Origin of the sequence: Photobacterium sp. 2_MG-2023 (assembly GCF_030547675.1) — a bacterium.
Classification (GTDB): Bacteria; Pseudomonadota; Gammaproteobacteria; order Enterobacterales; family Vibrionaceae; genus Photobacterium; species Photobacterium arenosum.
Genome location: NZ_JAUOQQ010000020.1, coordinates 39,881 through 55,025 on the forward strand (window position 1 = coordinate 39,881; position 15,145 = coordinate 55,025).

Here is a 15,145-nt window from a genome sequence, read left to right on the forward strand (position 1 = left end):
ATTACTGACCATTGACTCAAAGCCAGCACATTGCTGGCTTTTTTGTTGCTGTAATTCAGGCTAGAGTAAAGAGACGGCAGTTTTCCTCCCAGCCACCAGCAAAGGCTTGGAAACAAGGCTTTATTGCCCGTCACTGATACCTCAACATGGCATGGACAGCAATGACACAGATTCAATCCGAACCCCACACCCCAACCAGCTGCGAAGACACTGCTCAGCTGCTTATCATGCTCAAAGAAGAGTTGGAGCAATTCAACGATCAGCAGCAGTTACTCTTCTCCCAGCATGTTCCTGTGACTGAGCTGGTCGAAGCCAGAGCGGGCTGTATAGACCGGCTGCTTCGCCATCTCTGGCCCCTGTTCGGACTCGATAAGCGCGACGATCTCTCGCTGGTTGCGGTCGGCGGATACGGTCGCGGCGAGCTGCATCCCTTGTCTGACGTCGACATCCTGCTGCTCAGTACCATCCCGCTTGATAATCATACAGGAAAACAAATCAGTGAGTTTCTGACCTTACTGTGGGATCTCAAGCTGGAAGTGGGCCACAGCGTCCGTACCGTTGAAGAGTGTATCAATATCGGGCTGGAAGATTTAACCGTGGCCACCAATCTTCAGGAAGCCCGCCTGCTGTGCGGCAGTGAAGACAGCTTTCTGCAATTGCAGGATCAGGTCAATTCCGGCAAATTCTGGCCCAGCGAAGCCTTCTACCGTGCCAAAGTCGAAGAGCAGCGCATCCGCCATGCCCGCTATCACGACACCACCTATAACCTGGAACCGGATATCAAATCCAGCCCTGGCGGGCTGCGTGACATTCACACCTTAAGCTGGGTCGCCCGCCGGCATTTCGGCGCGACCAATCTACTGGAGATGAGCCGCTTTGGTTTTCTGACCGATGCCGAGTACCGTGAACTGTATGAGTGCCAGGCCTCGTTGTGGCGTATCCGGTTTGCCCTGCATTGTGAGCTCAAACGCTACGACAACCGGCTGACCTTCGAGCATCAGGCTTCCGTCGCGCAAAAACTGGGCTATCAAGGGGAAGGCAACAAACCGGTCGAAATGATGATGAAAGAGTTCTACCGCACGCTCAGGCGTGTGGCCGAACTCAATAAAATGCTGCTGCAGCTGTTTGATCAGGCGATACTGAAAAACGGTGACGAGTTAGCCATCGTCGATCTGGACGACGATTTCCGCCTGGTCGGCAACCTCATCGAAGCCAGAAAGCCAGCCTTATTTCAGGCACGTCCGGAGACCATTCTCGACATGTTCCTGCATATCGCAGGTAATTCAGAGATAGAAGGCATTTCAGCCCCCACGCTGCGCCAGTTACGTACTGCCCGACGCCGTCTGAACCGTTTTTTAGTGGATATTCCTGAAGCACGCGAGAAATTCATGGAGCTGGTACGCCAGCCAAACGCCCTGAACAAAGCTTTTCACCTGATGCACCGCCACGGTGTGCTTGCCGCCTATCTCCCGCAATGGAGCCAGATAGTGGGGCAAATGCAGTTTGACCTGTTCCATGTTTACACCGTGGATGAGCACAGTGTCCGCCTGCTCAAACACATGAACAAATTCAGCGATCCGGCCAACCGGGAGGTTCACCCTATCTGCTGCGAAGTGTATCCGCGGATTCAGAAAAAAGAACTGCTGATACTGGCGGCAATTTTCCACGACATCGCCAAAGGCCGAGGCGGCGACCATTCCGAGCTGGGGGCAGACGACGCCTACCGGTTCTGCCTTGAACATGGCCTGTCGCGACCGGAAGCCAATCTGGTCACCTGGCTGGTCAAGAATCACCTGCTGATGTCAGTCACCGCCCAGCGCAGAGACATTTATGACCCGGATGTGATCACTGAGTTTGCCAAGACAGTGCGCGATGAAGAGCGGTTGGATTATCTGATTTGCCTGACAGTGGCAGATATCTGCGCCACCAATCAGGAGCTGTGGAACAGCTGGAAGCGCACCCTGCTGGCCGAACTGTATTACTCCAGCCAGAAAGCGCTACGTCGCGGCCTGGAAAACCCGCCTGATGTCCGCGAACGTATTCGCCACAACCAGCAAATGGCCTCTGCCCTGCTGCGCAGCCAAGGCTTCAGCCAGCGTGAAGTCGACGTGCTCTGGCAACGTTTTAAAGCCGACTATTTTCTGCGTCACACCCACCAGCAGATAGCCTGGCATGCCGAGGCGCTGCTGAAACATGAGAATCCGGATGTGCCGCTGATACTGATCAGCAAAAAGCCGACCCGTGGCGGGACCGAAGTGTTCGTTTACAGCCGCGACAAAGCCAAACTGTTTGCCATTGTTGTGGCCGAACTGGATAAGAAAAACCTCAGCGTTCATGATGCACAAATCATGACCAGTAAAGATGGCTACACCTTAGATACCTTCATGGTGCTGGATCCAAACGGTGATCCCCTGACGGACAACCGCCGCGCCACGGTCCGGGACGATCTTATCCATGCCCTGGACACCATGGTTTCGGTGCGGCGCAATAAGCGTCCGCCACGCAAGCTGCGCCATTTCAACGTCAAAACCCAGGTCGATTTTCTGCCCACCAAAACAGGCAAAAAGACCATGATGGAGCTGGTGGCACTGGACATGCCAGGGCTGCTGGCCCGGATAGGTTCAGTGTTTGCCGATCAGAATGTCAGTCTGCAGGCCGCCAAGATCACCACCATAGGGGAGAGAGCAGAAGACTTTTTCATTCTGGTCAATGAAGAGGGTCAGCAACTGAGCGCCGAGCAGGAATCGGCGCTCAAAACCGCACTGATTGAACGTATTGACGACGCGGCATAGTCAAACCAGTCAGCCCGTCAGCCAAACATGACTGGCTGTTGCGAATCCTTGACGCAGATTCTGCGCCGCGTGCAAGATTTACCCAGCATAAATTGCTAGAGTAGCAACAAACTGCCTCTATCAACGCCAGGTAATGCCACTTAGGTTCGCATTTGTTGTACTGAGCGCAGACGGTTTATTGACTGAAACAACACGAGGCCGCCATGTACCCCAACCTTACCAGCCTGGGCATCGAACACCCTGAGCGCATTGAAAGTTATAGTCTGCGCCAGGAAGCTGCGAATGACATTCTGAAAATCTACTTCGCCAAAGGAAAAGGAGAGATTTTTGCCAAAAGCATGAAGTTCAAATTCCAACGCCAGTCCAAGTCTGTCATCGTGAACAGCGGCAACCGTGAAGCCAAGGAAGTCTCGGAGATTAACCGCAAGCTGACTTTTGTCACCGACGAGTTAGACAAGATCACGAAAAAGCGCCACACCGATGTCGATATCAAGAAAAAAATTCTGGACGATTTACGCCATCTGGAACAGGTGGTCAGCCATAAAATTGCCGAGATCGAATCCGATCTGGCAAAACTGAAGTAACTAGTGGTAAATAATAAGTCAGAAATCGGGCACCTGCTGAGGTGCCCTTTTTACATCTCGCTACCTGTGAGTCACCGGCATTACTGCACTTTTTTCATAAAGTCCTGCAGCCAGGGCAGCGCCGCTTCCGCCGGATCAAAATTGACGCAGGCATCAATATCCAGACGCGCAGTCACAGGCTTGGCCTGCAGCTCCTGAAGTAAGGCGTCAAACTGCCGTCCGCCGCCACAGTATCTGTCCTCACCGTAACTGGAATCGCCCATCGCTATCACACCATAGTTGAGCGCCGGCATCAGTGGAAACTGATCATTCAGCGCCATATACAGCGGCAACAGATTTTCAGGGATCTCCCCCTGCCCTGTGGTGGAAGTAATCACCAACGCGACCTGATCCCGGTAAGCAAGAAAATCGTCCAGACTGGGATCTGTGAACAGTTCCGCATCGTGGCCATTGGTTTTCAGCTCGCTGACGACTTCTTCTGCGACTTCCTCTGCCCCGCCAAACACAGAGCCCACAAATACACCAATAGTTGCCATCACAGTCACACCTCACTCCCTGTTTAAATTTCAATGACCTGAGATTACTCTGACCCTTGTACCGGCCAGATGCAAATTCCGAAACACAAATGCGCGATCCTGCAATCAAAAACGGTGATTTTATCCGTCCAGATAAGACAGCGGCCACTGGAAGGCCAGCATCACACCCTGCCAGCTCTGATCCACGGTTGCACGGATCGTTAGCGGCAGACCGGTAACCGGATGGATAAATTCCAGCGCAGAGGCATGCAGCATCAGCCGGTGACAGTCATAGTGCTCCCTGAACATGCGGTTATGCCGGCCATCACCATGGTTCACATCACCAATAATATGATGACTCAGATGATGCATGTGCCGGCGCAGCTGATGCTTGCGGCCGGTTTCCGGTTTCATTTCAACCAGGGTATAGCGGCTGGTTGCATAACGGCCGACAGGGATTGGGGTTTCCACTCTGGCGAGCGGACGATACGCTGTGACGGCCTCCTGCGGTGCTTTGTCCTGCAAGGTCCGCTTATCGCTCATCTTATCCAGCTCTTCTTTCAGCGGATAATCCAATACTGCGGCTTCTTTCACCCAGCCGCGTACCACAGCATGATAGGTTTTCTTCACCTCCCGGCCCGCAAATTTTGGCATCATTTCAGCGGCCATCTCGCTTGAGAGTGCAAATAACAGTACGCCTGAGGTCGGTTTATCGAGTCGGTGTAAGGGAAACACATGCTGCCCACCGAGCTGATCCCGCAGGGTCTGCATCACAAACCGGGTTTCGTGGCGATCAAGCCAGGAGCGGTGCACCAGCATACCGGCCGGTTTGTTAACGGCAACCAGATAGTCATCCTGATACAGGATCTCAAGTTCAGTATTTGGCGCTGTCATTGATTCGCCCCGCCCAGCCAGTGATCCAGTTCAGCAATCAGCGGCAACACACCGGCCAGTTCAGGTTCCAGTTTGGCTGACTCTTCAGCATAGGGATAAATATTGAACTGAGTCGGCAACATCAGCCTTTCCTCGACCAGATGATACATACGGGGCAGAAAAATCCATTGCAGCCATTCTGCACATGTCAGCGTATCAATGGCGAATGGCTCAGTACTGGCCAACGCTTCCTCACTGGGTGGGCTGTGCTGCCACAGTCCTTGCGCGTGTAACTGCTGTTCTAACCGTACCAGCAAACGGGTGGTTTTTTCGTAACAATCCAATGCTGTACTCCTGGATCAACATATCTAGCCTGATGGCTGAGGGTGAGCTCAGCCGGACAACTGGCGCGCAAGGATACCATCTTCACGCTCAACTCCCTATAATGCGCCACCATAAGCCGTCAAACTCTAGGAGCCCTGTAGCATGCCCATGGATAAATTTCACACCCTGACCCAACTGTTGGACAATGCCGGATGCCAGTATAAGATTTTCGATCTGGGCCGCCGGGTCTGTGAAATCGAGCGAGCAACTTTCAAAGCGGTTGAAGATAACCGCCAACCTTATCCATGGCCGTTACAGCAGCATGCTCACCTGTCGATTTCCTTCTGGCAGCAGGGTAATCCGCCCTGGATCTGGTTTCTCAAGCTGCCGCTGGATGAGCGGGGCTTACTCAAACAGGCCGCAGTCGGCGATTTCATTAAGTATGTCATCGAAGCCATGGGCGCCACACTCAATGCGGTGCCAACAGACGAAGAGCAGGAGAAGCTGGCAGCCAACCCGTACACCTTCAAACCGAAAGACGACAAAATGGCGATCTTCCACGCCCATCTGCGTCAGCAACTGGCGTTGCCAGCCAGCCAGTATTACGAACATGCCCAGGTCTATCTCAGCGGTAAACTGGATTGGGCGCAATGGCAGGGCGTCGGCTTACAGGGGCTGGCCGATATCTGCGCCCGCATGAAGCAGGAAAATAACGCGACCTGCCTGCGCAAGGCGCTGCAGAATCTCCCCATGACGCCGCTGTACGCGCTGCTGGGTTGTCTGGAACACTGTGAGCTGCCAGCGGCGCTGTCTGAGCGTCTGGCGGAACGCATTCAAGGTGAGCTGACGGCACAGCAAACCGACATCTTCCTGTTGTCTGCCTTACTGCGTGCCATGTCAGGTGCCGAGACGGCTATGCTGAACCGGGCGCTTCAGGCCATACTGGCCAAACCTGAACTCTGCCACCCTGAAATGCTGGTCGCCATAGCCGGCCGGTGCTGGAAAGGCCTAGCTGACACTGACTCAGCCAGTCAGTTTTTACTGCGCCTGGCCCAGACTCAGGATCAGAATTTATTCAACCAGCTGTTTGCCGATCTGGTGATGCTGCCAGCACTGCGCGGCACTATGCTGCAGGTGCTGCACAGTTCAGCCAATGCCGAGCTGACCGAGGCCATTACCCGGTTGCAACAAGCCACTCGCGGCCAATAACAAATGAAACGGAACTGAGAAGGAAATCCCACGGATGGATAATTTACTTGGCATACTGGCGATGGCCATACTGGGCTATCTGTTCTGGCAGCAAAGGCGCCAGAGCGAGCTGGCCCAGCAATTTATCACTCAACGCTGCCAGCAGTTAGGCTTGCAGTTGCTGAGTGTCGCCAGAGGCTCGCACCGCCTGAAAGATGATGCCGGCAACTGGAGCTGGCAAACCCTGTACTTGTTTGAGTTTTCAGCTGACGGTGCTGATGCCTATCAGGGATGCGCCACCTTCAAGGGGCTGCGTCCGGTACAGTTTTATGTGCCGCCGCACCATATGCCGGGCTGAACCGTTCCCGCGCCAATTTTTCTTTTTCCCAACACACAAAATAAAACGGGCGCAACTTACGTTGCGCCCTTAGGTCTTACTTGCAGCAATCCGGCTACACATAGGCTCCCTGCCTCATTCCTTTGATGCGCCGGAATCCGTCGGCGATTTTCCTTTAAACGCTCATCCTGAACGTGTCCGTTGATCTCCTGATCCGTTACTTCATCCTGAAATAACTCTCTTCGACCTTCCTGGCGGTGTCCCTGCTTTCGTTCTGAAAGTATCCCTGTCTCTTCCTGAGCAGTGTCATCCTGAACACTGCAGCCGGCATCCCGCCATGTCCTGAACCGTCCTTAGCGTGAAAGCTGTCCTCGCCTTCACTATCATCCTTAACCGACCCTGCTCCCTGGCCGTTATCCTGTTCCGTGTGTCAATTCCTTCGACACTTCTAAGACTACGATAATTACGCGCCGGACACAGCACAGTCGTTGGTTTGCTCTTTCCCCTGCGCTCAGGCCACAAGGCGATAAAAACATAAGACAATGAATTGGTTGATATATTTTTAGATTTGTGCGCTGAAAGAGATCATAGAAAACGCATATTTCTCACGCTTTTGTGAGAGATCGCTTACAAGATAGCAGGCAAAATATGAAGCAGGATGACGCGTAATCAGCCGTCGCAACTCAGTACAGCCAATACAGGGTATGAGACAAGGGAACAAAAATGAGCTGACGGTCGGAATGCCTGCTGTGGTACGCCCTGTTACCACATTCCAGACATAAAAGAATGGGCGCAACTTGCGTTGCGCCCTTAGGTCTTACCTGTAGCTTCCTACTACTATGGTGCTCCCTGCATCATTCCTTTGTATGCTGTATCCTTCAGCGCTTCCCTTGTTGAACTTCATCCTGAAGTGTCCTGGTCTCCTGACCCGTTACCCATCCCGGGTGAACTCTCAACAGCCATCCTGGCGGTGTCCCTGGCTTCTTCCTGAAGCATCATCCTTGTGTCATCCTGACGGCAAACATCCTGCTTGCACTGACTACATCCTGCAGTCTCCGAACTGTCCATGTCAGCCCTCATCCTGAAGACCGTGTCTCATCCTGAGACCGCCAACTCCGTGGCTCATGTTCCTGTTCCGTGTCAGCTCCTTCCGACAGAGTTAAGATTACGCGATATCCCGATTCGAACAAGCGCACATTGAATGTCAGTTATCACGCCACATTTAGCCCGGCACGACAAAATCAACATAAACACATGATAATAAACAATTATCTGTATCCATTTAGGCTAACTGCCATAGCAAGACTTCAGTATGTCTTACATGCTTGTAAGCGATCTCTCACAAACCACAGAGACGAATTGACGACTATTCCCCACTATACTTATGACAAACACCAGTAGGGGAATAGCAAGATGGAAACATTCAGCCACGACTTACACAGTTTATTCAATCAGTTAGGAATGAATTCGTCCAAGGAATCGATAGAAGGCTTCATTCGCGACCATAATCTCAAACAAGACGAAACCCTCGCTCAGGCTGATTTCTGGCAACCCGCCCAGTGCCGTTTTCTCAAAGAATCGATTGCTGAAGATGCCGATTGGTGCGAAGTGATTGATCAATTAGACGCTTTGCTACGAAAATAAGTGAACCCGAGCCACTCTTTCAGGAAGAAATATGTCATCTGCCATTACCGATGCGCTGGAGCGCGCCATATCCACACTCATCGCGGAAGGTAAAGAGCCCAGTGTCGCACTGGTGAAAGCCCGCCTGCGTGAGCCTTTACCTATGCCTGTGATCATTCAGGCGCTTAAAAGCTGGAAACAGCATGCCAAAGTACCAGACATTAAAGCCAGCCAGGCAGCACCGGCCAGCGACAGCGAACGACTGGCTGCCCTGGAGCAACAAGTCGCCAGCCTGACAGCACGCCTTGTCGCCCTGGAGCAGACCCAGCAAGATAAATAACCTGCCTTGTTAAGTGCAGTCACCGCCCGTTGCTTTGTGGTAACGGGCGGTGACTGCGTCGAACGGCGCATGCCGACCAACGGGGGTTGAGCTACTGATAATCCCAGGACAGGTTGGACACCAGCCGGCACGGATCGCATTTGAAATGGAAAATACCGTGGATCGGCTCATCCACCCGCCAGGCTTGTCCGCATTTAGGGCAAGGACGATCAGCCTCATCGACCAGACTGACCCCACCCACCCGGTACTGATAATAATAGGTGGGCACTTTGGTCAGAAATTCAATCCTGCCGCGTAAATCCCAGCCACGGCGGAACAAATCACTGTCGGCATCGCGGATTTCATGCAGGGCCGCATGTTCAGCTTTACAGCCTCCGGCCATCTGAATTTCATCACAGGCTTGCCATTCGGTCTGCCATTTGACCAAGGCTTTATGATCACCGTTAAAGGTTGCCGGTATCCGGTACAAAGGGATAGGCAATAAGCTGTCGCCGCTGCGCAGCGGGGAGCAGGTGTGCACATAAGTGGTATACAGCACCTGCCAGCCCGGTGCTTCTTCGGCCGTCGCTTCCGAATTGATATCACGCCCCAAGACTTTAATTTTCGGGGCCAGCAAACTGGCTTGTGTCAGCCTGTTGATACCCGCTTTGACCTGCGGACTGTGAAACTGGCTGTGCAGGCTGGTTTTCTCCGGACAGACAGCCCGCACTTTAAACACGGCTTCATCCATCACGACAGGGAACTCCCGCCCCAGCACCTGGCCGTTATAGCGCAGCGCATCCATCAGGCCATTGATCGCCTGCTCCACCGCAGCGACAGTGGTGTTGTCAAAGCATTCAAACTGTAGCTCAACGACATACATGGCTTAACTCACCTTCACAACGGGCTCAAGCTGGCGAATAAAGGTCTCGACATCGTACGCCAGCACCTCCCGGTCGGATTTGCCCAGCGTCTCGAGAATAACGTTACCGGTCAGATTACAGATAGCAATTACCTGATCTTCTGCATCCATCACCCCGATAAAGACAGTCGGCTTGAGCTTCAGCCGGCGCTGAGTCACCAGGTGACCCAGAATGTTTTCCTGCAGCCGTTGATGATCCGACTCACTAAACACCTGCAGCAGGTCAAATTCCAGCGCCTTGAAACGGGCCGCCATATCGCCACTGAAAAAGCTGCCGTAAAACGCCGTAATATCCGGATGCAGACGAAGTTCAATGCCTGTCTCAACCGCATCAAAACGGCCAGCAGGCTCACGCGCGACCGGCTGCCAGCTCACGGTATCGCCATTATCCGTTTCAATACAAGGAGATGTGAGGCCAATCAGATCGCTGCTGCAGGGCAGACAGGCGCGCTCATCGTGCCACACTTTAATAAAACGGGAAGAAAATTCAGCCAATGCGGCCGTTACAGGATGATTCATTCGCAACCTCAAGCAAGATTCAGTAAACTTTGCCTATTCTAATCCAAGTGTGTGTGTCCAGGACAATATGAGCAAATACAAAGACGCGAAAGAACTAGCCGGTTTAACTCTTGGCCAAAAAAGCGAATACAAAGATCAGTACGATCCCACTCTGCTGCAGGCCGTGCCGCGTAAGCTAAATCGTGATGATCTGTCGCTGAGCGACGACCTGCCATTCACCGGGTATGACATCTGGACCCTGTACGAGTTGTCCTGGCTCAACAGCAAAGGACTGCCTCAGGTGGCTATCGGTGAAGTGCGTCTGCCCGCCAGCAGCCCTAATCTGATTGAATCCAAGTCTTTCAAACTCTTCCTGAACAGCCTGAACAATACCCGTTTCGGCAGCTGGCAGGAAGTGGCAGATATTCTGCAGAAAGATTTATCCGCCTGCGCCGGGATGGATGTGGACGTGACTATCCAGCCGCTGAGTGACTTTACCGATCAGCCTATCGTGGATTTTGCCGGTGAATGCATTGATGAGCAGGATATTGAGATTACCAGTTTCGACTTTGAACCTGAGCTGCTGAACAATGCCGCCAGTGGTGAGGAAGTAGAGGAAGTGCTGCACAGCCATCTGCTGAAATCTAATTGCCTGATCACCAGCCAGCCAGACTGGGGCAGCGTACGAATTGCCTATAAAGGCAAGCGGATAGATCGTGAAAAACTGCTGCGCTACCTGGTGTCTTTCCGCAATCACAATGAGTTCCACGAACAATGTGTTGAGCGGATCTTCATGGATCTGATGCGTTTTTGCCAGCCGGAGCGACTGACTGTTTACGCCCGCTACACCCGCCGTGGCGGTCTGGATATTAACCCTTACCGCACCAATCAGGGCAAGACGCCAAGCAACAACGATCGCATGGCACGTCAGTAAAGGCTCGCCCGCTTAGCAGTCAAGTCCGGCAAATCGCTTTACTTTGCTGGACTTGACGTCCTGAGCCAGTAATATGAGGGCCGTGTTTCCCGATGGATAAGTGCGCTATGAACTGTCGTTACTGGCTCTTCAGCATCCTGCTTTTGTTTCTCACCGCCCTGCCGGCTCAGGCGAAGATTTATGCCACCCCTATTCTGGCCGATGCCGATCTCCTGTTGGAAACCAGCCCGGAAAAAGCACTGGAGATCACCGAACGCTACCTGAACCAACGTCGCCTCAGTGTGCCTGTCGACAGCTCTCGCGTCCATGTTAATGAAGAAACTGACCATTCTATCCGCACCCCGCTGAGCACCATCAATGCGCTGCAAATAAAAGCCAGAGCGCAGTCTTTGTTAAATGCGCAAAGCGACGCCATTCACACCATCAACGAAGCCGAAGCACTGGCGATTGAAAACGCGTTCAGCTATACGCTACTCGAAACACAGCTCATTCATGCCAATGTTCTATGGCACGGGATGGGCGAGGCCTCCTCAGCGGCGGCTCGACTGGATAAAATCGATCAGGTCATCGCCGGTGATGAGAAACTGCAACGCAGCGAACAAATCAAGATTCTGCAGTATCAGTTGCTGATGCTCCGTGCCGATATGGAATCCACCCTTGGCGATGAAAGACAGGCAGAGAAAATGTATATCCGTGCCAAGCGTGACCTGTCCGAGCTTGATGATAGTAAAGAAGAAATCAACTTCCTGCTTAATCACGGGATGCATTATTTACGGCACCAGCACTATGATCTGGCGCTGGATCGTTTGCTGAGCGGCTACTGGCTGGCGCAGGAAAAAGACGATCACGGCAAAATGGCGATCGCCAACCTGGAACTGGCCACGCTTTACGAAGAGCGCAAAGTCTTTGACAAGGCACTGGAACACGCGACGCAGGCAGGAGAGTTTTTCGAGCACTTCAATCGCACCATCCCCCTGGCCCGCACTCTGGCGCTGATAGCCAATATTTACGAACAGCAGGGCCGGTATAACCTTGCGCTGGTGCATTACTTCAATGCTTTAGATCAGGAAAACCAGCTGCGCTTACCTACCCGCTCCTCCAAGCTGCGCCTGAGTATTGCCCGCGTTTATCTCAAACTCTATAACTACCCGAAAACTGAACAATACCTGCACCATGCCCGTCAGCTGGCGCAGGAAAGCGATGATGAAATCACTCTGATCAAGTCACAGCTGCTCCAGGGACAGCTTGAGCTGGCAGAAGATAAAACCGCGCAGGCAATCTCGACCATCCAGGCGGCACTGCTGGCGGCGAGCCGTTTGCCCAAAGCACAGCCGGCTCTGCAAATGCAGGGAGAAATCAGCCTGTCGGCCGCATTTGAGAAGCAGAAAGACTATTACAACGCCCTGCTGAGCCAACGCCGCTATGAGCAGTTGTATGCCTCTTTGCAGGAAAATCAGGTGAAAAGTAATGCCGAAGTGTTCCGCCAGCAACAGCGTATGATGGCGCGGGCGCTGCAGTTAGAAGAACTTGAACGACAGCAATTCACCCAGGAAAAAGCCCTTTATCAGCAAAAGAACATCACCACAGTACTGTTGATCGGCCTGTTGCTGGCCCTGCTGGTGCTCTGGTATCGTCACCGCTCCGCATGCCGCTGGCGGGAGCGCCTGGCGCTGCTGCGGGATGAATTCTACACCCACCCCCGCAGTGGCCTGCGCAACCTGAGAATGCTCAATGCCAGACTCTCCAGCTCGCTGCAGCAGAGCAGTGCGCATTTCGAGCAGTGGCACCTGGGGGAGATCATTAACGAACCCCTGAGCGACCGGTTACGCTTTGCCCTGTTTGAAGTCCCACTACTCAAACATGTCTATCTTGAACATGGCTACCAGCAGGGACTGGAGCTGGAGCGCCAGTTTGGTGATTACCTCAAAGCCCAGATTTGCGAACCGGCCCGCCTGTACCATTTTTCCGATGCCATGTTCCTGTACATAGAGCCAAACTCACGCCTTGAAAGTGCGCCTCAGCAGCTGGCAGATTCCATCAAACAACTGGTGGACACTTTCATGAACGACAGGCAGCTCGACAGCCGGGTACGCATAGGAATGGCCGAGTACCCTTTTCTGCCTCGGGCCTGTACCGCCATCAATGATCAGGAACTGATCGACATTCTGCTGATGGCCACCCATGCCGCCCGCCAGATAAGCAAAACCGAAACCGGCAGCCAATGGGTGCACCTGAGTGCCATCGAAGCAGCCCCGGCCGCCAGTTTCGCCGGCGAGAATATCCGCCGCGCTTGCATACTGGCGATGGACAAAGGTTTGGTCAGGGTGCAGACCTCTTCCCATCAGGAATATGACTGGCGCCGGCACCTCTGAGGAAAAAACGCTCAGTATTTCCGCTGTTTAGAGCTACAAAGATCACGAAATAGCATAAAAAGCACGCGAGCGTTTGTGTCTGGGAAAACAAGCCGTTAATAATGTTCAACTCATCAGAACATTTTTGCTAACATCCGAGCTTGCACAGCGCCTGCCGCTGGGTGTAATGGATGTTTAGATAAGGTAATTATTAGTCGACGTGACTGCGAAATATAATGCAGCTTCTGATGTGAGTGAATTGAAGCTGCGTTTGGATCAGGCTCAATTGTCATACCGCGATGTGTCATTAAAATCGCGTCGTGAAATCGTTATTCTAAAACGCCTGATTGCCCGTATGTCTGTTGCCTGTAAAGGTTTGGATAGCGAGCTGGACAAACGGCTTGATACCCTGCGTACCGATCTGGAACAAAACAAAGATATCAGTAAGATTGTGCCGCATCTGGCCCAGGTTGAACGGTTATTGCTCCGGCAAACCTCAACCCATTCAACCATGGAACGCCTGTCTGATCTGATCCGGCAAAGCTCTGAAAGCCTGAAACGCATCCCTGCCCTGCCGGTTCAGCTAAAACGCGACATCCATGATCTTCTGTCCCAGGCACCTGACTCACTGCACCACAGCCACCAGCAAATCACCCAATTGTTCGGTCTGTATGATCGCGCCCTGAAACTCCTGACTGTGCCTGTCAGCATCGAACGTGAATCACGCTCAAAAGACAACGATTTACAGCATAAGCTGTGCAATGAGCTGCAACAGATCATCACAGAGCTGGATGCCGAGGGTGAATCCGGCGACCAGTTGCTGGCCATACGGCACCAATTGCTCGCCGGTGTCGAGCCCATTTCACTGGTCGAGCTATGCCTGGATGTGTTGCGGTTGGCGCTGGACAGCTTTATTCACGAACGTCGCCATTCGCAAAAATTTCTTGATGTCATCAGCGGCGATCTGGCAGCACTGGAACAAACGACGCGCCAGACCGCCGATCAGGGGCAAGCGCTGTACAAGCACCGTTCTGAACTGACTGCCGAGCTTGGGCAACTGTCTGACCGCTTCCACCACGCGCTGCAGCAGTACACCAACCTGGAAAGCTGGCGCGGTGCCGCACATTCGCTCGATACCTCACTCAGACAACTGGTCGAGCGCCAGCGCTCGCTTGAAAACCGCGAACAGGCGTTGCTGGAGCAACTACATTATCACCAGAATCGTGCCGAGCACCTCTATCAGCAAACGCAGAACCAGCATCGCCAGATTGAAGATCTGCAACGCCGGATATTCCTTGACCCGCTGACCCGTGTTTACAACCGGGCGGCTTTTCATGACCGGCTGGAGCACGAATACCGCCGCTGGATTCGCTATCAGCACCCGCTGTGCCTGGCCATTGTCAATATCGATCATTTCGGGGATCTCAATGACAACTATGGTTTCCAGGCTGGCGACAAAGTGCTGAAGATTATCGCCCGTACTGTGCACCAGCATCTCAGAGATACCGACTTTATCGCCCGGGTCGGCAATGACGAGTTCATGCTTATCCTGCCTGATATCGCCGAAGATGAACGTCATCGACGGCTGTCCGGTATTCGTGAAGCCATCTTGCAGCTCCCCTTCCGGTTCAGGGAAAAGAACGTCACCATTTCGGCCTCAATAGGCGCGACGCTCTTTGATGACACAGATACCCCGGGCAAGGTGATCGAGCGGGGACAAAAGGCTCTGAGCAGCGCGAAACACGCTGGCCGCAACCATCTGATCTGGATCGCTTAATCACTGATTACTCACTCAGCTGCTGGCAAATCCAGGCTCTAACCCACTGCTACACAAACTCTTTTTTTTCTTTCTGCCCTAGTCAAACCCTGTAACCCTGTGTATGTT

At 53.0% G+C, this 15,145-nt stretch carries 14 protein-coding genes; 9 read left to right on the plus strand and 5 right to left on the minus strand.

Features of this window, described 5'->3' with window-relative positions; all coding sequences use genetic code 11:
- Positions 1 to 161 precede the first annotated feature (161 nt).
- Complete coding sequence (gene glnD, locus Q4491_RS15570; RefSeq protein ID WP_303458668.1) at positions 162 to 2,792, plus strand: bifunctional uridylyltransferase/uridylyl-removing protein GlnD; 2,631 nt, start codon at positions 162 to 164, stop codon at positions 2,790 to 2,792.
- A gap of 203 nt (positions 2,793 to 2,995) precedes the next feature.
- Entirely contained in the window at positions 2,996 to 3,376 is a 381-nt protein-coding gene (locus tag Q4491_RS15575) for a DUF3461 family protein (RefSeq protein WP_192017569.1), read from the plus strand.
- An 80-nt stretch (positions 3,377 to 3,456) separates the two neighbouring features.
- Here Q4491_RS15575 and Q4491_RS15580 read toward each other — a convergent pair whose 3' ends face one another.
- The 3 genes from Q4491_RS15580 to Q4491_RS15590 all read right to left on the minus strand — a co-directional run bounded on the left by Q4491_RS15580 (position 3,457) and on the right by Q4491_RS15590 (position 5,108).
- Positions 3,457 to 3,912, minus strand: a complete 456-nt coding sequence (locus tag Q4491_RS15580; RefSeq protein WP_192017609.1) for a flavodoxin — start codon at positions 3,910 to 3,912, stop codon at positions 3,457 to 3,459.
- Between the two features lie 120 nt (positions 3,913 to 4,032).
- The gene (truC, locus tag Q4491_RS15585; RefSeq protein ID WP_303458670.1) at positions 4,033 to 4,785 is read right to left on the minus strand and encodes a tRNA pseudouridine(65) synthase TruC; all 753 of its coding nucleotides are present in this window, start codon (positions 4,783 to 4,785) and stop codon (positions 4,033 to 4,035) included.
- Positions 4,782 to 5,108 (minus strand): YqcC family protein, encoded by a 327-nt coding sequence (locus tag Q4491_RS15590; RefSeq protein WP_303458672.1) that lies wholly within the window; start codon positions 5,106 to 5,108, stop codon positions 4,782 to 4,784. The genes truC and Q4491_RS15590 overlap by 4 nt, the downstream gene beginning before the upstream one ends.
- Before the next feature lie 142 nt (positions 5,109 to 5,250).
- Between Q4491_RS15590 and Q4491_RS15595 the strand changes: the two genes are divergently transcribed.
- From Q4491_RS15595 to Q4491_RS15610, 4 genes are all read left to right on the plus strand, one after another.
- The gene (locus tag Q4491_RS15595; RefSeq protein ID WP_255558084.1) at positions 5,251 to 6,297 is read left to right on the plus strand and encodes a DUF3549 family protein; all 1,047 of its coding nucleotides are present in this window, start codon (positions 5,251 to 5,253) and stop codon (positions 6,295 to 6,297) included.
- A gap of 34 nt (positions 6,298 to 6,331) precedes the next feature.
- Positions 6,332 to 6,634, plus strand: a complete 303-nt coding sequence (locus tag Q4491_RS15600; protein ID WP_192017567.1) for a DUF3301 domain-containing protein — start codon at positions 6,332 to 6,334, stop codon at positions 6,632 to 6,634.
- A gap of 1,392 nt (positions 6,635 to 8,026) precedes the next feature.
- Positions 8,027 to 8,257, plus strand: a complete 231-nt coding sequence (locus Q4491_RS15605) for a DUF2789 domain-containing protein (RefSeq protein ID WP_303458676.1) — start codon at positions 8,027 to 8,029, stop codon at positions 8,255 to 8,257.
- Positions 8,258 to 8,288: 31 nt separating this feature from the next.
- Positions 8,289 to 8,576: a hypothetical protein gene (locus Q4491_RS15610; RefSeq protein WP_218386468.1), complete on the plus strand. Its 288-nt coding sequence runs from the start codon at positions 8,289 to 8,291 to the stop codon at positions 8,574 to 8,576.
- 91 nt (positions 8,577 to 8,667) lie between these two features.
- Here Q4491_RS15610 and Q4491_RS15615 read toward each other — a convergent pair whose 3' ends face one another.
- Together Q4491_RS15615 and syd are read right to left on the minus strand one after the other, a co-directional pair.
- Entirely contained in the window at positions 8,668 to 9,438 is a 771-nt protein-coding gene (locus tag Q4491_RS15615; RefSeq protein ID WP_192017565.1) for a Zn-ribbon-containing protein, read from the minus strand.
- Between the two features lie 3 nt (positions 9,439 to 9,441).
- Positions 9,442 to 9,996 carry a SecY-interacting protein gene (gene syd / locus Q4491_RS15620; protein WP_192017564.1) on the minus strand — a complete coding sequence of 185 codons (555 nt, stop codon included), beginning with the start codon at positions 9,994 to 9,996 and terminating at the stop codon, positions 9,442 to 9,444.
- A 67-nt stretch (positions 9,997 to 10,063) separates the two neighbouring features.
- Here syd and queF point away from each other — a divergent pair, with 67 nt between their 5' ends.
- The 3 genes from queF to Q4491_RS15635 all read left to right on the plus strand — a co-directional run bounded on the left by queF (position 10,064) and on the right by Q4491_RS15635 (position 15,037).
- Positions 10,064 to 10,909 carry an NADPH-dependent 7-cyano-7-deazaguanine reductase QueF gene (queF, locus tag Q4491_RS15625; RefSeq protein WP_192017563.1) on the plus strand — a complete coding sequence of 282 codons (846 nt, stop codon included), beginning with the start codon at positions 10,064 to 10,066 and terminating at the stop codon, positions 10,907 to 10,909.
- A gap of 107 nt (positions 10,910 to 11,016) precedes the next feature.
- Positions 11,017 to 13,281 (plus strand): lipopolysaccharide assembly protein LapB, encoded by a 2,265-nt coding sequence (locus tag Q4491_RS15630; protein WP_303458681.1) that lies wholly within the window; start codon positions 11,017 to 11,019, stop codon positions 13,279 to 13,281.
- Positions 13,282 to 13,510: 229 nt separating this feature from the next.
- Positions 13,511 to 15,037: a GGDEF domain-containing protein gene (locus tag Q4491_RS15635; protein WP_303458684.1), complete on the plus strand. Its 1,527-nt coding sequence runs from the start codon at positions 13,511 to 13,513 to the stop codon at positions 15,035 to 15,037.
- The last annotated feature ends 108 nt before the right edge of the window (positions 15,038 to 15,145 follow it).